At 63.8% G+C, this 22,657-nt stretch carries 14 protein-coding genes and 1 pseudogene; 12 read left to right on the forward strand and 3 right to left on the reverse strand.

Annotation, left to right across the window (positions count from 1 at the left end; genetic code table 11):
• The first annotated feature begins 9 nt into the window (after positions 1-9).
• The 3 genes from lysS (at position 10) to cls (ending at position 3,415) form a co-directional block, all read left to right on the forward strand.
• Complete coding sequence (gene lysS, locus E3O47_RS10145; protein WP_134420409.1) at positions 10-1,545, forward strand: lysine--tRNA ligase; 1,536 nt, start codon at positions 10-12, stop codon at positions 1,543-1,545.
• 223 nt (positions 1,546-1,768) lie between these two features.
• Positions 1,769-1,945 carry a hypothetical protein gene (locus tag E3O47_RS16005; protein ID WP_166784554.1) on the forward strand — a complete coding sequence of 59 codons (177 nt, stop codon included), beginning with the start codon at positions 1,769-1,771 and terminating at the stop codon, positions 1,943-1,945.
• A gap of 6 nt (positions 1,946-1,951) precedes the next feature.
• Positions 1,952-3,415, forward strand: a complete 1,464-nt coding sequence (gene cls, locus E3O47_RS10150) for a cardiolipin synthase (protein WP_104102434.1) — start codon at positions 1,952-1,954, stop codon at positions 3,413-3,415.
• A gap of 659 nt (positions 3,416-4,074) precedes the next feature.
• On the opposite strand, the gene E3O47_RS10155 is transcribed toward cls, so the two are convergent.
• On the reverse strand, positions 4,075-6,012 hold the full coding sequence (locus E3O47_RS10155) for a sugar-binding domain-containing protein (RefSeq protein ID WP_347232586.1): 1,938 nt from the start codon (positions 6,010-6,012) through the stop codon (positions 4,075-4,077).
• The gene (locus tag E3O47_RS10160; RefSeq protein WP_104102425.1) at positions 6,009-7,022 is read right to left on the reverse strand and encodes a LacI family DNA-binding transcriptional regulator; all 1,014 of its coding nucleotides are present in this window, start codon (positions 7,020-7,022) and stop codon (positions 6,009-6,011) included. The genes E3O47_RS10155 and E3O47_RS10160 overlap by 4 nt, the downstream gene beginning before the upstream one ends.
• Before the next feature lie 215 nt (positions 7,023-7,237).
• Here E3O47_RS10160 and E3O47_RS10165 point away from each other — a divergent pair, with 215 nt between their 5' ends.
• The 6 genes from E3O47_RS10165 (at position 7,238) to E3O47_RS10190 (ending at position 13,779) form a co-directional block, all read left to right on the forward strand.
• Positions 7,238-8,545, forward strand: a complete 1,308-nt coding sequence (locus E3O47_RS10165; RefSeq protein ID WP_134401783.1) for an ABC transporter substrate-binding protein — start codon at positions 7,238-7,240, stop codon at positions 8,543-8,545.
• A 93-nt stretch (positions 8,546-8,638) separates the two neighbouring features.
• Positions 8,639-9,562: a sugar ABC transporter permease gene (locus tag E3O47_RS10170; protein WP_241976901.1), complete on the forward strand. Its 924-nt coding sequence runs from the start codon at positions 8,639-8,641 to the stop codon at positions 9,560-9,562.
• Between the two features lie 125 nt (positions 9,563-9,687).
• Positions 9,688-10,437 carry a carbohydrate ABC transporter permease gene (locus E3O47_RS10175; RefSeq protein ID WP_104102706.1) on the forward strand — a complete coding sequence of 250 codons (750 nt, stop codon included), beginning with the start codon at positions 9,688-9,690 and terminating at the stop codon, positions 10,435-10,437.
• A 54-nt stretch (positions 10,438-10,491) separates the two neighbouring features.
• On the forward strand, positions 10,492-11,430 hold the full coding sequence (locus E3O47_RS10180) for a glycoside hydrolase family 43 protein (RefSeq protein ID WP_134401782.1): 939 nt from the start codon (positions 10,492-10,494) through the stop codon (positions 11,428-11,430).
• 10 nt (positions 11,431-11,440) lie between these two features.
• A complete protein-coding gene (locus E3O47_RS10185) occupies positions 11,441-12,253 on the forward strand; it encodes an aldose 1-epimerase family protein (RefSeq protein ID WP_277870371.1) in 813 nt (270 codons plus the stop codon).
• Positions 12,254-12,636: 383 nt separating this feature from the next.
• Positions 12,637-13,779, forward strand: coding sequence for a glutathione-independent formaldehyde dehydrogenase (locus E3O47_RS10190; RefSeq protein ID WP_134420437.1), 1,143 nt, complete (start codon positions 12,637-12,639; stop codon positions 13,777-13,779).
• Positions 13,780-13,857: 78 nt separating this feature from the next.
• Here the strand turns inward: E3O47_RS10190 and E3O47_RS16810 are convergent.
• Positions 13,858-13,947, reverse strand: a pseudogene (locus E3O47_RS16810) (GMC oxidoreductase); the annotation flags it as partial.
• Positions 13,948-14,426: 479 nt separating this feature from the next.
• Here E3O47_RS16810 and E3O47_RS10200 point away from each other — a divergent pair.
• From E3O47_RS10200 to E3O47_RS10210, 3 genes are all read left to right on the forward strand, one after another.
• Positions 14,427-16,952, forward strand: a complete 2,526-nt coding sequence (locus tag E3O47_RS10200; RefSeq protein ID WP_104102410.1) for an ATP-dependent Clp protease ATP-binding subunit — start codon at positions 14,427-14,429, stop codon at positions 16,950-16,952.
• 230 nt (positions 16,953-17,182) lie between these two features.
• Entirely contained in the window at positions 17,183-17,689 is a 507-nt protein-coding gene (locus tag E3O47_RS10205; RefSeq protein ID WP_104102407.1) for an amino-acid N-acetyltransferase, read from the forward strand.
• A gap of 204 nt (positions 17,690-17,893) precedes the next feature.
• Positions 17,894-22,642: an ExeM/NucH family extracellular endonuclease gene (locus E3O47_RS10210; protein WP_134420413.1), complete on the forward strand. Its 4,749-nt coding sequence runs from the start codon at positions 17,894-17,896 to the stop codon at positions 22,640-22,642.
• Positions 22,643-22,657: the final 15 nt, after the last annotated feature.

A 22,657-nucleotide genomic window follows, 5' to 3' on the forward strand; every position in this document is an offset into this window, starting at 1 on the left:
GAGAACCGCATGAGCGAGCAGAACCCAGCACCGACCGAGGCCGAAATCGTGGCCGCCGCAGCGGCGGAGGCCGAGACCAACGAGCAGAAGGTCGTGCGCCTGGCCAAGCGTGAACGGTTGAACGCCGCCGCGACCAGTCCCGCCGGCGGCGCCTACCCGGTGTCCGTGCCCGTCACCGACACGATCCCCGCCGTGCGTGCGCAGTTCGGCGACCTCGAAGCGGATGCCGTCACCGGCGTCATCGTCGGCCTCGCCGGCCGCGTCGTGCACCTGCGCAATACCGGCAAGCTCTGTTTCGCGAGCCTGCAGTCCGGGGACGGCAGCCGCATCCAGGCCATGATCTCCCTGGGGGCGGTGGGGGAGGAATCCCTCGCCGATTGGAAAGACCTCGTCGACCTCGGCGACCACCTCTTCGTCTCCGGCGAGGTCATCTCCTCCCGCCGCGGCGAGCTCTCCGTCATGGCGTCGGAGTGGCAGGTCGCCGCCAAGGCGCTGCTGCCGCTGCCGAACCTGCACACCGCGCTCAGCGAGGAGACCCGCGTGCGCAGTCGGTACCTCGACCTGATCATTCGCGAGCAGGCCCGCCGCAGCGTGATCCAGCGCTCGCAGACCGTCGCTAGCCTGCGCCACACCTTCACGGAGCGGGGCTTCATCGAGATTGAGACGCCGATGCTGCAGGTCATGCACGGTGGCGCATCCGCTCGCCCGTTCACGACCCACAGCAACGCGTTCGACACCGACCTCTTCCTGCGGATCGCGCCGGAGCTGTTCCTCAAGCGCGCCGTGGTCGGCGGCATCGACCGGGTCTACGAGATCAACCGCAACTTCCGCAACGAGGGCGCCGACTCCACCCACTCGCCGGAGTTCGCGATGCTGGAGGCCTACGAGGCTTACGGCGACTACAACTCGATCGCCGACCTCACCCAGAAACTGATTCAGGATGCCGCGTTCGCCATCGCCGGCTCGCACGTGGTGACCTGGGCCGACGGCACCGAATTCGACCTGGGCGGCGACTGGGACCGCATCGGCATGTACGACAGCCTGTCCGCGGCCGTGGGCTACGTGATCTCGCCGGCCACCCCGCTCGCCGACTTGAAGGTGCTCGCCGACACGGAGGGGCTCGATATCGACCACCCCATCCACGGCAAGTACGTCGAGGAGCTGTGGGAGCACTTCGTGAAGGGCGGCCTGACCCGCCCCACGTTCGTGCTGGACTTCCCGATCGACACCAGCCCGCTCGTGCGCGGCCACCGGGGTGTGGCCGGGGTGGTCGAGAAGTGGGACCTGTACGTGCGCGGCTTCGAGCTGGCCACCGGCTACTCCGAGCTCGTCGACCCGGTCGTGCAGCGTGAGCGCTTCGTCGAACAGGCGCGCCTCGCCGCCGGCGGCGACCCCGAGGCCATGCGCCTCGACGAGGAATTCCTGCGGGCCCTCGAGCACGGGATGCCGCCGACCGGCGGCATGGGCATGGGCATCGACCGTTTGCTGATGGCGCTGTCCGGGCTGGGAATCCGGGAGACCATCCTGTTCCCACTGGTGAAATGATCATCCGATGAGGTCGAATCCGCCTCGCGAGCCTGTGCCCGGCGAGCCTGTGCCCGGCCAACCGATCCCGCGCGTCCGTCGTCGTCCGTCCCTGCTCGAAATCTCGATCTGGGTCGGCGTCGGGGGAACCGGGATCTACGCAATCGGAACCGGTATCGCAGGGCTGCTGAACACGTAAACGCCGCGCGCCCGCCCGCCGTTTTCCCGTATCGTTGGAGACATCATGGATAACTTCTGGGTCAGCGCTTTCTGGGCGCTCCTGCCCACCGTCGCCGTCGGGCTGATCTTTTGGATCGTGATGCGTTCCATCGTGCGGGCGGACCGCACGGAGCGTAAGGTCTACGCCCGGATCGAGGCGGAAGAGCGCGCCAAGCTCGGGCTCGATAAACCGGTTACGTAGCACCGAATGTTCGGCATCGACATCTCGACCATCATCCTCGTGATCGCCCTGGTGGTCGATTTCTCCATTCGCGTGGTGGCAATCGTCGTCGTTCCTCGCAACCGTCGGCCGACATCGGGCATGGCGTGGCTGCTAACGATCTTCTTCCTGCCCTTCATCGGCGCCTTACTCTTCCTGCTCATTGGCTACCGAACCCTGCCGAAAAAGCGACTGGAAATGCAGGAGGAGATCAACCAGTTCATCCTCGACAGCACCGAGGGAATCGATCAGGTGCGTCGCGATCATCCGTGGCCGCTCTGGCTCGACTCGGTCGTCGAACTCAACCGCAATCTGGGGGCGATGCCGCTGGTCGGCGGCAACGAGGCCCGCCTGCTCGGCGACTATGAGGGCACGTTCGCCGAGATGGTCACGGACATCGATCGGGCCCTCAATTTCGTGCACGTCGAGTTCTACATTCTTTCCCTGGATCCGACCACGGCACCATTCTTCGACGCCCTCGAAAACGCCGTCAAGCGCGGCGTGACCGTGCGCGTGTTGATGGATCATATCCAGTCGATGCGCAAGCTCGGCTACCGCGAGACGCTGCGCCGGCTCACCGACTCCGGCGTGAAGTGGGAGCTCCTGCTGCCGCTGCAGCCGCTCAAGGGAAAGTGGCAACGGCCGGATCTGCGCAACCACCGTAAGGTGCTGATCATCGACGGCACGGTCGGTTACATGGGGTCGCAGAACGTCATCGACCGCACGTACAACATGCCGGGGAACATCCGTCGCGGCCTGAAGTGGAAAGACCTGATGACGCGGGTCGAGGGACCGATCGTGTCGGGTCTCAACGCGATTTTCATCACCGACTGGTACAGCGAGACCAACGACCTTCTGACCCGGGACATCCAGCCGGTGTCAACCGAGGTTGTGCCGCACTCCCTGGACTGCCAGGTCGTGCCCAGCGGACCCGGCTTCGAGGGCGAGAACAACCTGCGTCTGTTCCTCGCTCTGCTCTACTATGCACAGGAGCGCATCATCATCACGAGCCCGTACTTCGTGCCAGACGAGTCGATCATGTACGCCATCACGACGGCCACTCAGCGCGGGCTGCGGGTGGAGTTGTTCGTTTCCGAGGTCGGCGACCAGGCCCTCGTCTACCACGCGCAGCGCTCCTACTATGAGGAGCTGCTTCGGGCGGGCGTGAAGATCTACCTGTACAAGGCTCCCTACGTGCTGCACGCCAAGCATTTCACGATCGACGACGAGGTGGCCGTGATCGGGTCGAGCAACATGGACATGCGCTCGTTCAGCCTCAACTTCGAGGTATCGATGATGGTGCGCGGACGCTCCTTCGTGCAGCAGTTGCGGGCGGTGGAAGACGGCTACCGGGAGGACAGCCGTGAACTCACCCTGGCGGAATGGATGAAGCAGCCGCTGCGCTCCACGGTGCTCGACAATCTCGCCCGGCTGACCTCCGCGGTGCAGTAGCGGCGTCCGGCTCGGCTCCGAGCCCCGGCACCTCGCCTCACCCAATAAGGCGGTGGTCGAGGGGGCACTCCCTCGACGATGCGCGACGTGCCCAACAGGCGTTCACGAGCCGGAGACCGCACGACCAGGAGCTCGGTTCGGTGGTGAACCAATTCGACGGAGATTTTGGGAAAGAGGGAGGTTTTTCGAGCTAACCTAACCGCTTTTGCCAAAATCTCCGTCGAATTCGTTCGGGGGTGCGGGTGAAACGTGTTTTTGGCCGGTGCCCGTGCAGAGGCGTGTGTGCATAGTACGCTTGCGCTCATTCTCGCAACGTTCAAGTTCTTGCTCCCGGTGCTGCTGGAGCATCCGTTCTGGCGAGCGTGATCGCTCTGGTTTTCTTCCTGGCTCACCTGGCGACGCAGATCCGGGTCGAGGTGATCGCACAAATCTTTCTCCCGCACAGGGGCTTTATGCCGGTCGACTTGGCTGGTTCCGAACCCGGGGCGCGCGGTTCGAAAGCGCCGTCTCCGGGTTCCTGCTGGACATCGTCGCCACGGCTGCCTGTGCGGCCGTCGTCGGACTCGCTGAAGCTCGAGCAGAGGCACAACTCCACGCCCGATCTAAATACCTGCGTGCACTCACTGAGACCGAGTGCGTGGAGCCGGTCGTAGTCGTCCTCAGCCGGTGGCTGGGTGCAGGCTCGACGCAGCGACCCGCGCCACCCGGGGAAGGGGTGCGTTCTCCCCGGATACGATGCTGCGAATGACGGCGATCGGCAGTTTGGGCTCCCGGTTCGCGTCGGTCAGGCCGTTGGTCTCCTGCATTGTGTCCGTCAGCTGGGTGTAACAAAAGCCCGAGAGGATCGGGTTGTCCCGAAGGCTTCCCACGAGACCTGATACACGATTTTCGAAGTCCTCATGGCTTGTCGCTGTCGTGTAGCCCCACGAGTCATCGGCAGCATCGGGCGCGAAGCTGACCCCGCCGAATTCAGTGACCATGATCGACTGGCCATCGACCTCGCGGGGGATGAGCTGCAGGCGACGGCCTGCCGGACCCATACCCGCAACGAGGGATCGGATGGCGTCGATGTCCTTGTAATTGGCGTCGAGCTGCTCGGCCGTGCCGGCATAGTCGTGGATTGTGAGGATGTCAGATATGGCGTGTTCCCAGCCGTCATTGGAGATGACGGGGCGGCTCGGATCGAGCGCGCGAGTCAGGTGGTAGAGCGACTGGGCGAAGCTCAACTGGGCGTCGTCGTGTGCGATCTGTTGAACACCCCAACTCTCGTTGAGGGGAACCCAGGTGACGATTGACGGATGCGATCGGTCGCGGCGCACTACTTCGGTCCATTCGCGGGTGACTCGCGATACTGCCTCCGAAGAGAACTCGTAGGTGCTGCCCATTTCACCCCAAATGAGCAAGCCGAGCCGGTCCGCCCAATAGAGGAATCGAGGGTCCTCGACCTTTTCATGGACTCTCGCGGCGTTGAACCCGAGGGCCTTGATGAGTTCCACTTCGGCTCGCAGAGCTTCGGCCGAGGGCGCAGCGAGGTGCGACTGCGGCCAGTAGCCCTGCTCCAGCACCGATCGTACGAAGTACGGTCGGTCATTGAGCAGGAACCTGCCGCCCGCGACACCGACGCTGCGAAGCCCGAAATAGGAGAAGGACTCGTCGAGAATGCTTCCGTCGTCAGCAATGATCGAGACATGCGCGTCAATCAGTCGTGGGTTTTCCGGTGACCAGAGGAGAGCTTCACAGGCCTGACCGTTCGCCTGCCGAGAAATCTGAATGGTTGCCTGTGATCGCGGCTCAACGGCCAAGAAAGACTGCCGGGCGAGAATTTCGCCCGCGATGGACAGTTCCACCTGAACAGTAACGCTCGGCGCCGGTCGCCGCGTCAGCTCCACCTCGATCGCGACGTCCCCAGCCGGCACGTTTGGAATCCAACGCAGTGCCGTGATGCGCTGATCCGGCACAGACTCGAGCCAGACCGGTTGCCAAATCCCCGTAGTGCGGTGGTACCAAATGACGTGCGCATCCTCAAGCCAATCCTGTTTGCCCCGCGGCTGAGCTACGTCGTGGGGGTCATCCTCGGCACGAACCACGAGCACGCAGTCCTCTTGGGGCGACAGAGCTTCGGTGATGTCAAAGGAGAATGGCGTCTGGCCGCCCTCGTGGGACCCGATGAACTGGCCATCGATCCACACAGATGCGCGGTAGTCGACCGCCCCAAAATGCAACACCACTCGGTCACGCCCGCGGGACAGTCCGCTCGCGGCCAGGTCTTCGGGGCTGATGATGCGGGAATACCAGACAACGGGATGGAAGCCCGGCTCGGCGATTCCTGACATCTCCGACTCAGGCGGAAACGGAACAGTGATGACCCGGCCAAGGTGTGCAGGGTTTGCGAACCACTTCTCGCTTCTGCCGATGTCGTGATCGTCGTGTTCGAATGCCCACTCGCCGGCGAGATCTTGCCAATTCGGGCGGACAAGTTGCGGGCGGGGATACACGCCACCCTGGGCACTGGCAGAAATCGGGAGAGAACGCGACATACCGCAATCATGCCGCCAAATTACAGCGCTGTAAAGTCTGAGTGTCGGTCGAGGCGTCAAGGAGCAAATGGAGCGCTCTCGCGCACCTCGAGTGAATGCCCCACGATCCTGTGGCGGCCAACCCCCCGGTATCCAGCGATTCGTTCCTCGAGGAGATCGAAAGCAGCCGCGGCGATAGCGGTCTTCCTCGGCGCCACGGAGGTGAGTGTCGGGGACGTGTACGCGGCCAGGAAGGTGTTGTCCCAACCGACCACGGCCACATCTGCGGGTACCGATCGCCCGGAATCATGGAGGGCTTTCAATGCTCCGATCGCGAACCGGTCGTCGCGGCTGACCACGCCGTCAAAACACACCCCGCGCTCAATCGCCTCGGCAACCGAACGAAGGCCTGCTTCAGCCGTGAATTCCAAGGCCGTGAATACCAGCTCGGGATCCAGCTGGACCCCGGCCTCCAGGAGACCCTGTTGGTAGCCGAGAAGGCGCTGATTCGTCGAACCAGTGATGTCCGCCGCTATGACACCGAGAAAAGCGATGCGTCGACATCCTCTCGCTAAGAGGTGCCGCGTGGCATCGAGAGCGGCCGAGATGTTGTCGATCATCACGTGGTCTGTCATGACAGGCATGGCCGCCTCGCCGAGCAAGACCAGCGGAGTGCCAGGATCGAGCTTCGCAATGTCGAGCGATTCCATGCGGACGGGGTGAAAGATCACGCCGTCGACCAGCCCAGCCTCCCGATCGCTGAGTACCGCCCGTTCCGCGACGGGATCGCTCAAGGTCTGCTCGATGATGACTCGGTATCCTCGTCGAGTTGCTTCTTCGGCAATGTGACGGGAGAGTTCCGAAAAGTACGGGTGGTCGATTTCGGGGATTGCCAGGGCGATCATTCCGGTTCTTCCGGTAGCCAGACGCCGCGCCGTAAGGTTGGGTCGGTAGCCGAGCTGGTCAATTGCCGCTTGCACCTTCTCGCGGAGCGCCGGGGCCACGTGAGGATAGTTGTGAACGACGTTTGAGACGGTCTTCATGGATACGCCCGCGAGCTCCGCGACGTCTATTAGTCGAACCCTTGCCATGTTTGTCCCGTCCCGTCCGGTCCATCCTAAGGCGACTGTGGCCAGGCGCTGGAAACGGCGTTTGTCGCGGATCCTCGCAGACTAGACAAACATCTTTCTAGCGCTGTACATTGACGGAAGGCGCTCGTCTGCCGCTCCGATTGGTGCGGGGAATGGGCGGCCCGCTTCGCGCATGAGTCGCGGAGCGATGTTTTCGATGAGGAGGACGAACGATCATGAAGCAGAAAGACTTCCTGGGGCGGCGAGTGATTGGGGCCACAGCTCTCGGTGCCGCACTCATGCTGGTACTGGCCGGATGCTCTGCGGGCGGAACCGGGCAGGCGGCGAGTGAGCCCTTCACCGGTGAATACACCGGACCTGAAGTGGAGCTGTCCTACTGGAACGGCTTCACCGGCGGGGACGGTCCGTTCATGGAGAAGATGGTGTCCGACTTCAATGCTGAGCATGACAACATCACGGTTGTCTCGAACACGATGCAGTGGACCGACTTCTACCAGAGACTGCCCGCAGCGGTGACCGCCGGCGAGGGTCCCGACGTCGGCGTGATGCACCTGGACCAGCTCGCGTCGAATGCCGCGCGAAACGTCATCGTACCGATCGACGATCTCGCCGAGGACTTGGGTCTCACGTCAGATGACTTCACCGACGAAGTCTGGAGTGCCGGCGTCTATAAGGACGCCCGATACGGCATTCCGCTCGATGTGCATTCACTGGCCATGTACTACAACACCGAACATTTCGCCGCCGCTGGGATCGAAGGTGCCCCGACCGACGCGGCTTCCTTCCAGGATGCGCTCGACAAGCTCAAAGCAGCTGGGTACGAAACTCCATTCTGGATGCCGACGCGGTGGCCGAGCCACCTCATGAACCTCTCCGTGCTGTGGCAGAACGACGGTGAACCATATGGTGACGACGGGGCAACGTTTGATTCAGCAGCCGGGGTAGAGGCACTTGAGTGGCAGCGCTCCATCGTGGACGACGGTTACAGCCCGAGTGACGTCGCCATCGACTCTCAGTACGTCGCCTTCAAGAATCGTGAGACCTCGATCACATGGGACGGCATCTGGCAGATCAACGATCTCGCCGAGTCCGGTCTGCCTTACGCGGTCGCCCCGGTCCCCACAATTGGTGACACGGATGCCGTATGGGCCAACTCCCATAACTTCTTCCTTCCCCGCCAGGCAAACGCGGACCAGAACAAGGTCAACGCGTCGAAGGTGTTCATCGCCTGGATGAGCGAGCAGTCCGCCGAGTGGGCAGGCTCGGGCATGATCCCCGCTCGCCAGTCGGTGCGTGATGCGGGTGCCCTCGACGGCCTGCCGCAGGAAGCAATCGCGGCAACGATCGATTCGATGCGTTTCTTGCCGCCCATTCCCGGGATCGGTGGGGTTCAGGCCGAGACCCTCGAAATCGCAGTCGCCGACGGGGTTCAGGGAACGACGACGCCGAGTGACGCGCTCAAAAAAGCCGCCGGCACGGCGACGAAACTCATGGCCGACAACAAAGCCTCGTTCGGGGACTGACCAGTGTCGACGAAGGTCGGTGAGCGCGCCCTCCCCCTGGGGAGGGCGCGCCGCCCCTCGGCCTCCGACCCGGAGTCGCAGAAGAATCGTGGAGTGCGAGCGGGCACTCGGCGGCAGGGGGTAGCCACCCCCTGGCTATTCCTTGCCCCCTACCTGCTTCTGTTTGGCAGCTTCGTCGTCCTCCCGGCAGTTTTAGGGGTGTGGATCAGTCTTCATTCCTGGGACTACACGTTGCCGAACAAACCCTTTGTCGGCCTCGACAACTACGTCGCCTTGTTCTCACCCGGATCGACGGTTTTTGGCCCGTTCTGGGGGTCCATGCGGGCCACCGGCATCTTCACGGTACTCAGCGTGCCATTGCTCCTGATCGTCCCGCTCGCCGTTGCCTTACTCATGAGCAGGAAGTTTCCCGGACGGGACTTTCTCCGAGCAATCTACTTCGCCCCCTACGTACTCGGCGTCGCCGTCATCTCGGTGCTGTGGCGATACCTGCTCGACAACAACATCGGGCTGGTGAACCACTATCTGGGACTCCTAGGACTTCCGGATGACACCGCTTGGACAACAACGACGCCCGCGGCCTGGGTCGCGCTTGTGGGAGTGACCGTCTGGTGGACGCTCGGATTCAACGCCGTCATTTACCTTGCCGGCCTTCAGGACATCCCGATCGAACTCTACGAAGCCGCACGTGTTGATGGGGCCGGACCGTGGATGCAGTTCCTGCACGTGACGATCCCCGGGCTGAAGCCCATCCTCTCGTTCATCACGATCATCACCCTTCTTGCATCCGCCAACATGTTTGGCCAGTCCTATCTCATGACTCAGGGCGGCCCCGGACGTGAAACGCGCACGGCCATATATCAGATCGCCGACGCGGGTCTGCGCAACTTTCAGATGGGCAGCGCCGCAGCGATGAGTTATGTCCTGACCGTATTCCTCATGGCGATCAGTGCTTTTGTCTTCTACATCTTTCGCGAGAAACAGCCCAAGAAGCTCAAGAAGGAGGTGCGCTCGTGAACGCTCTCACGACCAGGATCAGTGCCGGTTCCCGTGCACGCAGTGCACGTCGACGGAGTGGCACAATCACTCGGGTCGTCGTTCTCGGCGCGATCGCAATCGCGTTCATCAGCCCGATCATCTTCATGATCGTGACCAGCTTCAAGACCCGGGCTGACGCAACGGCTATTCCACCGGCGTGGATTCCCAATCCGATTTCCGTCCAAGCTTTCGCGTCTATCCTCGCTCCCGGGACTGCGACTCCGGTGCTGCAATGGTTCGCAAACAGCATGGTCGCAGCCGCCCTCAATGCCACGCTCGTCGTCGTCACGGCGTCATTGGCGGCGTATCCGCTCGCACGAATGCAGTTTCGCGGCAAGAATTTCGTCTTCGTCATCATCGTCGCGACATTGCTGGTGCCGCCGGTAATCCTGGTGATTCCCAACTACCTCATCGTGAGCGAACTGGGGTGGCTCAACTCGCTCGTCGCGATCATCATTCCCACGGCGGCGTCCGCATTCGGAGTGTTCTTCATGCGACAGTTCTTCGTCGGCCTGCCGATCGAGTTAGAGGAGGCCGCCCGGCTCGATGGGGCGAACCGATTCGTCATCTTCATGCAAGTGGTTCTGCCGCTCGCCAAACCCGCACTTGCAACACTCGCGCTGCTCGCCTTCCTCGGCAACTGGAACGACTTCCTCTGGCCCGTCTACGTCTTGTTCAGCCCGGAGATACAAACACTGCCAGCTGGACTGTCCACGCTTCAGTCCGCAAATGCGGTGCGCTACGACCTTTTGATGGCCGGCGCGGTTGTCGCGAGCGTGCCCGTGCTGGCGCTGTTCATCTTCCTCCAGCGCTTTATTATCGAGGGCGTTTCTCGCTCCGGAGTGAAGGGATAGCACGTGTTGACCTCTGCTCGCCGCGCAGCGGTAGCGTGTGTGGCTGGAGCCATCATGACCGCCTTCGCGGTGAGTGGCTGCACGGCGGCTCCGGAGCACTCGGCACCTCCGGCGTCTACCGCAGCAGGCGCTGCGGTACTCAACACGAATTTCGCAGACCCCGACGTGGTGGAGGTCGACGGCACTTATTTCGCGTATGCCACCAACGACAACAACCGCAACGTGCAGGTCGCCTCCTCCACCGATCTCCTCGATTGGGAGGTGTTACCGGACGCGTTGCCGGATCTCCCAAGCTGGATTATTCCGGGAAAGACCTGGGCGCCTGAGGTGACGAGACTCGCCGATGATTCATTCGTCATGTACTTCACGGCGACGAATTTTGCGCCAACGCTGCAGTGCATTGGTGTAGCCACTGCCAGCGACCCGGCCGGACCGTTCATCGTTCAGAGCGACGCCATGATCATCTGTCCAGAAGACGAAGGCGGCGCGATCGATGCAAGCACCGTGCTCATCGACGACGCCTTGTACCTCGTCTGGAAAAATGACGGTAACTGTTGCGACCTCGACACCTGGATTCAGGCGGCCACGCTCTCTCCCGACGGGCTCAGCATCACGGGCGATCCCATCAGGATCCTGAAGCAAACCGAGGATTGGGAGGGCAACCTTGTCGAGGCTCCCACCATTGTGGTCCGAGGTACAGGACTCCTGATGCTCTACTCCGCTAACTCTTACGGAGACGACCGATATGCGGTCGGTGCTGCAACGGCTGCCTCAATCGATGGCCCGTGGACGAAGGAAACGGGTCCGATCCTCTCGACCGAAGGGTCGGGGGGCTTATATCGCGGCCCTGGTGGCCAAGACCTGGTCTTTGGTCTGAATGGCAAGGACTATCTCGTCTTCCACGGGTGGGACACGGACTACACGTACCGCGCACTTCACGTTGCCGAGACCGAATGGGACGCCGACATTCCTCGGGTCCTGACCCCCGAGTAACCCAATTGGGGTGCGACCTTTCTTTCGCGGCGCCATCCTGGCGCCGTGGCCGAACCGAGTCGTGGATGGAAAGTACACATTCGGTGGTGTCGAGCAACAGCTCAGCATCACCGAGCCGTCGAGGGGTCACGCTCTCCATGGACTCGTGTCCTGGTTGAACTTTGCAGTGGTCAGGCAGGCGGCCGATCGGCTCGTCCTCGCGGCAACCGTCGAAGCGCAGCCTGGATACCCCCACCGGGTGACGCTGGAGGTGGATTTTGCGCTTGACGCCGGTGGCCTTCGAACGGCAGTTACGGCAGTGAATGCCGGTCCAAATTCCGCCCCTTTTGGCGTCGCTCCGCACCCGTACCTTGTTGCCGGCGATGGCCGCGTCAACGACTGGACGCTGGAGCTCGCAGCCCAGCGAATCCTGACCGTGACTCATGACCGCCTCATTCCCCTTCACCTCTGTGATCTCGATGCTGGTGATCTTGCCGTGTTTGACTTCCGCACGCCGCGGACTATCGATGACACCTTCATCGACCATGCATTCACTGGCTTCGACCGGGACGATGAAGGCATGGCGACACTTCGATTGACGACGACCGCGGGCAGTGGAGTGGAAATGATCTGGGGTCCCGAATGCCCTTGGGTTCAGGTGCATACGGCTGATCAATTAGTACCCTCGATCGACAGAATTGGACTCGCCGTCGAACCAATGACCTGTCCGCCGGATGCGTTCAACTCTGGAATGAACCTGAACGTCCTTGAGCCATCCGGCTCAACGCGCGCCTCCTGGACGGTTCGTGCAATCGACCAGCTATGCAGACCGCTCTGGAATTGACGCGACTCGCGTCGCCGAATGACCAGACCGGGACAATAGCGCTTGACCGACGATTTCACATACGTTCTGACGCGGGGGTCGCTGAACGCCCGATAGCCGAACGGCTAGCGGCCGTTCCGTCGTAAGAGAGAATGCCTCGGTGCCCACCTCGGTGCCCACCTCGTGGTGTCGACGAGGCACCCCTGGCACTGGCAGGGGGCAACGCGCAACCCGAATTCGGTCGCATCCTCGCAGTGGCGGGTCATGTGCGATCGTGATAGATCTGGGATATGCACATTTTCCGCGCAGCCTGAGACTCTGCCCGGACATTCACCGTAAATGCACCTCCGAAAGTGAGGGCGGATCTTCCGTCTTTCATGGTCAAAATTTAGGGAGTGAAAGAAATGAAAGCAGTCGTTTATAAAGGCCCCAACGCGGTCAACGTTGAAGACGTTCCGGATGCCAAGATCGAACGCCCCACTGACGTTCTTGTTCGCATCACAGCGACAAATATTTGCGGTTCCGATTTGCACATGTACGAGGGACGCACCGATTTCGAGGTCGGGCGCACCTTTGGTCACGAGAACATGGGTGAGGTCATCGAGATCGGAAACGGCGTCGACGCCGTCAAGGTCGGCGATCGGGTCGTGCTGCCATTCAATATTTCCTGCGGGTTTTGCAAGAATTGCGAACGCGGTTTCACCAACTATTGCATGACCACGCAACCAGACCCGGTCGGCGCGGGCGCCGCCTACGGCTTCGCGGGAATGGGTCCGTATCCGGGCGGGCAGGCCCAAATGCTGCGTGTGCCCTACGGCGACAACAACTGCCTGCGCCTGGGTGAAGACGCCATAGAAAAACAAAACGATTACGTGATGCTGTCGGACATCTTCCCTACCGGCTACCACGCTACCGAAATGGCCGGCGTGATCCCCGGCGACACAGTGGTGATTTATGGTGCGGGTCCGGTCGGGCTGATGGCCGCCCTGTCGGCGACGATCAAGGGCGCAAGCAAAGTCTGGGTTGTGGACCGACGCCCAGACCGGCTGGCCCTCGCCGAGCAGATCGGCGCGATCGCCGTTGATGATTCGAAGACGGACCCGGTTCAGTTCGTACTAGACCAAACCAAGGGGATCGGCGCGGACCGGGGTTGTGAATGCGTGGGCTATCAGGCCCACGATCCTCAGGGCACCGAAGATCCCGCCATGACTCTGAACCGGTTGGTTCAGTCCGTGCGCATCACCGGGGGCATCGGCGTTGTCGGCGTCTTCCTGCCGGCAGATCCCGGCGGCTTCGACGAGAACGCCAAGCAGGGCAAGATTGCCATTGACTACGGCCTGCAGTGGCTCAAGGGCCAAAATATCGGGAGTGGCCAATGCCCGGTGAAGAAGTACAATCGGCAGTTGCGCGACCTGATCGCCGCGGGCAAAGCCAAGCCATCCTGGATCGTTTCCCACGAGATCCCCCTCAGCAAAGCCGCGGATGCCTACAAGAACTTTGGCGAACGCACCAACGGTTGGACCAAAGTCATCCTCAAGCCGGAGTAGGCCAACCGATCCTTCGTTGGGTATCCGCGCGTGCGCCGCCGCACGGCTACCCGGGATGAGGGCAGCAGCGCGTTCCGCGATGGCGACGACGGCGGCATCCGTGATGCCGGACATTGCCGAGGGCAAAATCGAGGCGTCTGCGACACGCAGTCCGACGATTCCGTGCACCCGCAATTCCGGGGGGCAGCGGCCCGACCGTCATCAGACCGTCGGTGCCCCGGATCACGGCCCTCCGTCGTCTCACCGCGCCGATCGTGCTTCCATGCTCGGCAACATGGTGCTGATTTGCTCGGCGGTGGACCGGCCGCGGTCATCGACCACGCGACCATCGGCCAGGAGGATGATGCGGTCGGCACAGCTGGCGGCCTGCAGCGCGGCGATGACCTGCGTCTGGCTGAGCCGCAGCGCCTCTTCTTAGGCGGTGGCGATCGCATCCGAGGTCACCACCTGTTCGGCCGACGAGGCCGCCACGTGCGGTCGAGATCGCCCGCCACACCTTCCGAAATCGGCCGAAGGTGACGAGGTCGGAGCCGGTGCGCGACGACATCCGTCACGCCTGCGGCGAACAGAGGCACTCATTTCAGGGTTCGCTCGTTACTCTCGATGTATCGGCGCCACAACTGCCCGGGCGCCAAGGGAGCGATCACATGTTTGAGAGATTTACCGACCGAGCTCGACGCGTCGTTGTTTTGGCCCAGGAAGAGGCCAAAATGCTCAACCACAACTACATCGGTACTGAGCACATCCTGCTCGGCCTGATCCACGAAGGCGAGGGAGTTGCGGCCAAAGCCCTCGAGAGCCTGGGTATTTCCCTCGACGCCGTGCGTGAGCAGGTGCAGGACATCATCGGTCAGGGCCAGCAGCAGCCGACGGGGCACATCCCGTTCACGCCGCGCGCCAAGAAGGTTCTCGAACTGAGCCTGCGCGAAGCACTGCAGCTCGGCCACAACTACATCGGCACCGAGCACATTCTGCTCGGCCTCATCCGCGAGGGTGAAGGCGTTGCTGCCCAGGTGCTCGTCAAGCTCGGCGCCGACCTCAACCGGGTGCGCCAGCAGGTCATCCAGCTCCTCTCTGGTTACCAGGGCAAGGAGCAGGTGCAGGTCGGCGCGAACGAGCAGGCGAGCGGTCCGGCGGGCAGCCAGATTCTCGACCAGTTCGGGCGCAACCTCACGCAGGCCGCCCGCGACAACAAACTCGACCCGGTCATCGGGCGCGAGAAGGAGATCGAGCGGGTCATGCAGATCCTGTCCCGCCGGTCCAAGAACAACCCGGTTCTGATCGGTGAGCCCGGAGTCGGCAAGACCGCCGTCGTCGAGGGTCTCGCCCAGGCCATCGTCAAGGGCGATGTACCCGAGACGCTGAAAGACAAACAGCTCTACTCGCTCGACCTCGGCTCGCTCATCGCCGGAAGCCGCTATCGCGGTGACTTCGAGGAGCGGCTGAAGAAGGTCACCAAGGAGATCCGCACCCGCGGCGACATCATCATCTTCATCGACGAGATCCACACCCTCGTCGGTGCCGGTGCCGCTGAGGGCGCCATCGACGCGGCCAGCATCCTGAAGCCTCTCCTCGCCCGAGGCGAGCTGCAGACCATCGGTGCCACCACGATCGACGAGTACCGCAAGCACTTCGAGAAGGATGCCGCGCTCGAGCGACGCTTCCAGCCGATCCAGGTGGCCGAGCCGTCTCTGCCCCACACCATCAATATCCTCAAGGGGCTGCGCGACCGGTACGAGGCGCACCACAAGGTCTCGATCACCGACGGCGCTCTCGTGGCCGCGGCGAACCTGGCCGACCGCTACGTCTCCGACCGGTTCCTGCCGGACAAGGCCATCGACCTGATCGACGAGGCCGGCGCCCGCCTGCGCCTGTCGATCCTGTCCAGCCCGCCCGAGCTGCGCGAATTCGACGAGAAGATCGCCGTGGTGCGCGCCGCCAAGGAGACCGCCATCGAGGAGCAGGACTTCGAGAAGGCCGCCGGCCTGCGCGACGAGGAGAAAAACCTCCTCGGCGAGCGTTTGCGCCTCGAGAAGAAGTGGAAGTCGGGCGATGTCAAGACGACCGCCGTCGTCGACGAGGGCCTGATCGCCGAGGTTCTGGCCCAGGCCACCGGCATCCCCGTCTTCAAACTCACCGAGGAGGAGTCCTCGCGGCTCGTCTTCATGGAGAAGGCGCTGCACCAGCGCGTCATCGGTCAGGAAGAGGCCATCTCGGCGCTCGCCAAAACCATCCGTCGCACCCGTGCCGGACTGAAGGACCCGAAGCGCCCGAGCGGTTCGTTCATCTTCGCGGGCCCCACCGGCGTCGGAAAGACCGAGCTGGCCAAGGCGCTCGCCGAGTTCCTCTTCGACGACGAGGCCGCCATGATCTCCCTCGACATGAGTGAGTACGGCGAGAAGCACACCGTGTCCCGACTGTTCGGCGCCCCTCCCGGGTTCGTCGGCTTCGAAGAGGGCGGCCAGCTCACCGAGAAGGTGCGCCGCAAGCCGTTCTCCGTGGTGCTGTTCGACGAGATCGAGAAGGCCCACCCTGACATCTTCAACTCGCTCCTGCAGATTCTTGAAGAGGGCCGATTGACGGATGGCCAGGGTCGCGTCGTCGACTTCAAGAACACCGTGATCATCATGACCACGAACCTCGGCACCAAGGACATCAGCGGCGCGCCCGTCGGTTTCCAACTCGAGGGTGACACGTCCACCGGTTACGACCGGATGAGCGGCAAGGTGAAAGAGGAGCTGAAGAAGCACTTCAAGCCCGAGTTCCTCAACCGCGTGGACGAGATCATCGTCTTCCCGCAGCTGACCAAGCCGGAACTGCTCCAGATCGTGGACCTGTTCATCAAGCGCTTGAGCGAGCGCCTGCTCGACCGCGACATGACCGTGGACCTGACCCTCGCCGTGAAGGAGCACTTGATCGAGGTCGGCTTCGACCCCGCACTCGGTGCCCGTCCGTTGCGCCGTGCGATCCAGCGCGAGGTGGAGGACCGCCTGTCGGAAAAGATCCTGCAGGGCGAGCTCAACGCCGGCGACCACGTGCACGTGGATTACGTGGGTGGGGAGTACATCTTCACCACGACGGTGCGCGCCTCCGCCGTAGCCGTCGGCGTCAACACCACGGCCGCAATCGGCACGGGGCCGGGCTCACCCGACCTCGCGGTGACCAGCGAGTAGCGGTAACCCGTTGGACAGGGCCCGGCGGAAACATCCGCCGGGCCCTGTCTCGTGCTCGCCCGGCCCCGACTCCCTGACGAATTCGGCGGAGATTTTGCTCCTGCGGGCCTGTTTCGGGCTCAAAACGGGCAGGTTCGGCAAAATCTCCGTCGAATTCGCTCCCCCCACAGCTGCCTAGACTGAGCTGGTTGGTTCGCGTGAGTGAACCGAGAGAGATCGGTGGACAGCGAATGCAGGAGTTTTTGGTGCGCCGGGCACGCACCACCGATGTGCCCCGAATCCAGGCGCTCGTGGCGCCGCTGGTGCAGGAGCGCATTCTGCTCGGCAAGGAAAGCGTCGTCTTCTATGAGGCGGTGCAGGAATTCCGGGTGGTCGAGGATGCCGACGGCACTCTGATCGGCTGCGGCGCCCTGCACGTGATGTGGGAGGACCTGGGCGAGGTGCGCACCCTCGCCGTGACCGCCGACCGGCTCGGCCACGGCGTCGGCCACGCGCTGATGGACCGGCTCGAAGCGGATGCTCGCGAGCTCGGGCTCAGCCGCCTCTTCTGCCTGACCTTCGAGGTGCCATTTTTCGCCCGGCACGGCTTCACCGACATGGGCTCCGAAACGGTCGACCCGCAAGTGTACGCCGAGCTCGTGCGCTCGCACGATGAGGGTGTCGCCGAGTTCCTCGATCTGGCCCGGGTCAAGCCGAACACGCTCGGCAACACCCGGATGGTCAAGCGGCTCGACTGACCGTCTGAAAGCTGACCGCAGTGGGCAGAAGACAGCGAGAGACTACCCGTTCAGGTGCCGCTCAGGTGAGGGTAGTTCTGGAGATTTCTGCTCATCCGAGCGAAACGCTCAAATTCACTGATTGTTACTTCGCAGGTAGCGCACTGGCAACACCGCGTCCGTAGCATGGCGATCACTGTCGATCGTTAATAGCTGAGGAAAACTATGTCGCCTGCACCGAACAGCCGTCTGAAACTGGCTTTTTCTGCTCTACTCGGAGTGGGGCTGGTCGCCAGCCCCCTGGTGGCCCTGCCCGCCTTCGCCGACGTCGGCGGCACCGGGGTCGTGATCAACGAGGCCTACCTGAACGGCGGCAGCACGGGAGCGACCTACCTCAACAAGTTCGTCGAGCTCTACAACCCCACGGACGCTGCCGTCTCCCTCGACGGCACCTCGCTGCAGTATCGGTCGGCCACAGGCGCGGCGAACCCGTCCGGCACGCTTGCACTGAGCGGCTCGATCCCCGCCAAGGGGTACTACCTGGTGCAGGGAACGGCCAACTCGACCAGCGGCGCGGCGCTGCCCACCCCCAACGCCACCCTCGGCTTCTCTTTCGGCGGCGGAGGCGGAACCCTCTTCCTCGCCAGCCAGGCCACGCAGCTGACGGCCCCGGCCACGGGATCCCTCCTCAATGCCCCGGGCGTCATCGACCTACTCGGCTACGGCACGTCGCTCACGTTCGAGACCACGGTGGCGTCCGCCGCATCCGTCACCACCGCGCTCACCCGCGCCACGGGCCTCGACACTGACGTCAACTCGGCCGACTTCATCGTCGCGGCTCCCACCCCGACGAACGCCGCAGGCGAGGCCGCGGCGACCCCGGTCGACCCGACCGCGACGCCCACCCCGACGCCCACCCCGACGCCCACCGCGACGACTCCGCCCGTGCCTGCCGCTGCCCTTGCGATCAACGAGATCCAGGGCTCCACGGATGCCGGCGCCCAGACCGGTAAGGTCGTCACGACGACCGGCGTCGTCACCGCCACATATCCCACGGGCGGTTTCAAAGGCTTTTACCTGCAGACCCCCGGCACCGGCGGCGCGGTCGACCTGACCACGCACACCGCGTCCGACGGCCTCTTCGTCTACACGAACGCACTGGCCGCCCCGGTCACGGCAGGCGACTACGTCTCCGTCACCGGCACCGCGAGCGAGTTCTTCGGCCTCACCCAGATCACGATCACCGCGCTCAGCGACGTGACCGCGTTGGACAAGGCCGGGATCGTCGGCCCGGTGCCGGCCACGGTCGGCCTCCCGTCAACGGATGCCGCACGTGAGTCTCTCGAGGGCATGCTCGTCTCCCCGCAGGGCGACTTCACCGTCACCAACAACTACGCGACCAACCAGTACGGCGAGATCGGCCTCGCGGCCGGAACCACCCCGCTCGTCGGCCCGACCGTCACCGCCCGCCCGGGAACGGACGCGTACACCGCGGCCGTCGCCGGCAATAAGGCGCGCGCGGTCACCCTCGACGACGGCGCCACCACCAACTTCTTGTCCAGCATCAACAAGGACAAGCCCGTCCCCTACCTTTCGACGACCAGCCCGGTGCGCATCGGCGCGGCCGTCACGTTCGCGACGCCGGTCATCCTCGACTTCCGCAACAGTGCCTGGAAGTTCCAGCCGACCACCGAACTGGTGCCTGCGACCGCCGCAGCCGTGCAGCCCGCAACCTTCGCCGACACCCGCACCGCGGCACCTCGATCGGTGGGCGGCGACATCCGTCTGGCCACCTTCAACGTGCTCAACTACTTCGCCACCACCGGGGACTCGATCACCGGCTGCAGCTACTACACCGACCGGGCCGGCACACCGATCACGGTCAACAGCGGATGCGACGCCCGCGGCGCGGCCACCCAGGTCAGTTTCGAGCGCCAGCAGGCAAAGATCGTCTCGGCGATCAACGCCCTCGACGCCCACGTCATCACGCTGGAAGAGATCGAGAACTCGGCCCGCTTCGGCAAGGACCGCGACTTCGCCCTCGCCAACCTCGTCACCGCCCTGAACACCGACGCGGGCAGCCCGGTTTGGGCGTTCGTACCCTCACCGGCCGCCCTCCCGGCCAGCGAAGATGTCATCCGCACCGCATTCATCTACAAGACCGCCGCGGTCGAAACCGTCGGCGGATCGACCATCTTCGACGACGCCGCGTTCGTGAACGCCCGCCAGCCGCTCGCCCAGGCGTTCCAGTTGGTCGGCGACGCCGGCAGCAGCTTCCTCGCGATCGTCAACCACTTCAAGTCGAAGGGTTCTGGAACCGGCGCCGACGCCAACACCGGCGACGGCCAGGGAGCCTCGAATCTGTCCCGCGTGAACCAGGCGACCGCGCTCGTCAAGTTCGCCGACACGCTGAAGACCAGTACCGGCATCGCGCGCGTCTTCCTCACCGGTGACTTCAACGCCTACGACCAGGAAGACCCGATCAAGGTCATCACCGACGCGGGCTACCTCAGCCAGGAGGCCAAGAGCGGCGAGTACACCTACGCCTTCGGTGGCACCGTCGGCTCGCTCGACCACGTGTTCGCGTCACCCGAGGCAAATGCCGCGGTCACCGATGTGGACGTCTGGAACATCAACTCGGTCGAGTCCGTTGCGCTCGAGTACAGCCGCTACAACAACAACGTCACCGACTTCTACGTGGCCGACGCGTTCCGCTCGTCGGACCACGACCCGGCGATCGTCGGCTTGGACCTCGCCAGCCCCACCGACGTCGACATCAACCTGCTCAACATCAACGACTTCCACGGGCGCATCGACGGCAATACGGTGAAGTTCGCCGGAACGATCGAGCAGCTCCGCGCGGAATACGGAGACGCGTCCACTTTGTTCCTCTCCGACGGTGACAACATCGGCGCCTCCCTGTTCGCCTCGGCGTCGCAGGGCGACAGGCCCACCATAGACGTGCTGAACGCGCTCGGCCTCAAGACCTCGGCCGTGGGCAACCACGAGTTCGACCAGGGCTTCGCCGACCTCACCGGGCGCGTCGCCGACGCCGCCGACTTCGACTACCTCGGCGCGAACGTCTACCTGCTCGGAACGACGACCCCGGCGATGCAGGAATATGCGATCTTCGACGTCGACGGCGTCTCGGTCGGTGTGATCGGCGCCGTCACCAAGGAGACCCCGGCGCTGGTGTCGCCGAACGGGATCGCCAGCCTGAGCTTCGGTGACCCGGTAGCCGCGGTCAACCGGGTCTCGGCCCAGCTCACCGACGGTGACCCGGCCAACGGCGAAGTCGACGTGCTGATCGCCGAGTACCACGAGGGTGCCAGCGCCGGAACGCCGGACAACGCGACCCTCGAGCAGGAACTCGCCCTCACCGACAGTGCGTTCGCAGTGATCGTCACGCAGACCTCAGCCGAAGTCGACGCGATCTTCACCGGCCACACGCACAAGCAATACGCGTGGAACGCACAGTTGCCCGGTGCGCCCGCCGGCATCACCCGCCCGGTGCTTCAGACCGGCAACTACGGTGAGAACATCGGCCAGGTCGTGCTGAACTACGACATTGCCTCCGGTGACACCACGACCGTGAAGAACCAGAACGTCAAGCGCTCGGTCACCGCCGACGCCACCCTGGTCGCCGCCTACCCGCGGGTCGCCTTGGTGAAGACAATCACGGATGCCGCGCTCGCCCAGGCGGCCGTCATCGGCAACCAGCCGATCGGCTCCGTCACCGCCGACATCACCCGCGCCTGCCTCGGTGGCACCGCACCGTGCGCGGAGAACCGGGCCGCACCATCGGCGATGGGCACCTTGGTGGCCAACTCGCTGCGCGAATCGCTGGCTGACCCGCTCAAGGGCGGCGCCGAAATCGGCGTGGTCAACCCCGGCGGCATGCGCGCCGAGCTGCTACTCGCACCGGACGGCGTCGTCACCTACGCCGAGGCCAACGCGGTGCTGCCGTTCCTGAACAACCTGTGGACGACCAGCCTCACCGGGGCCCAGTTCAAGACGGTTCTGGAGCAGCAGTGGCAGCGTGACGCGGCCGGCAACATCCCGAGCCGTCCGTACCTGCAGCTGGGCCTCTCCGACAACGTCAACTACACGTTCGACGCGAGCCGGACCGAGGGTGACCGCATTACGGGCATCTGGATCAACGGCTCGGCAATCGACCCGGCGCGCTCCTACCGGGTCGGCTCGTTCAACTTCTTGCTCACCGGAGGCGACAACTTTCGGGAGTTCAAGAACGGAACGGGCACGCGCGACTCCGGTCTCGTCGACCGGGACGCGTGGATCTCCTACATCACGGCCAAGAGCCCGCTGACGCCGTCGTTCGCCACCCGCCAGGCCAGTGTCACGGGTGTCCCGACCGTGGCGGTCGAGCGCGGCGCCTCGGTCACGTTCACCGTGGGCAACCTGAACCTGAGCTCGCTCGGCGCGCCGAAGAACACGGCAATGTCGTTGGTCTGGGCCGGCAGCAGTGCCGGACTGGGAACGGCAGCCGTTGACGCAACGGGTGCGGCGACGGTCACCGTCACGGTGCCGCAGGATGCCGCGGCGAACAGCGTGCTCGAACTCACCACCACGGAGTCAGGCACGATCGTGCGGGTGCCGATCACGGTCGTTGTGCCGGTTCCGCCGACGACTGAACCGGTCGCCGCCAGCCCGAAGGCGCTGACCAAGGCACTCAAGAACGCGATCGTCACGGACGCGGCCACGTATGCCGCGGGTGCCCCGGTCACGGTCGACGTCGGAGTGGCGCGTGCCGGTGAGTTCGTCTCCGTATCGCTGCAGTCCAAGCCAGTGGAGAACCTGGGCGGCTGGCTGCTGGTGAACGCGCAGGGTGAGGTCAGAACGACCCTGCCGGCCGACACCCGTGCGGGCAAGTACAAGCTGGTCGTGCAGGACGAGAACGATAACGTGCTCGGCTGGACCGAGATCAGGGTCGACAAGGCGCCGCGCGGCCGGTAGTACCGCCCGGAGCAA

The organism is Cryobacterium sp. TMT2-17-1 (assembly GCF_004402765.1).
Classification (GTDB): domain Bacteria; phylum Actinomycetota; class Actinomycetes; order Actinomycetales; family Microbacteriaceae; genus Cryobacterium; species Cryobacterium sandaracinum.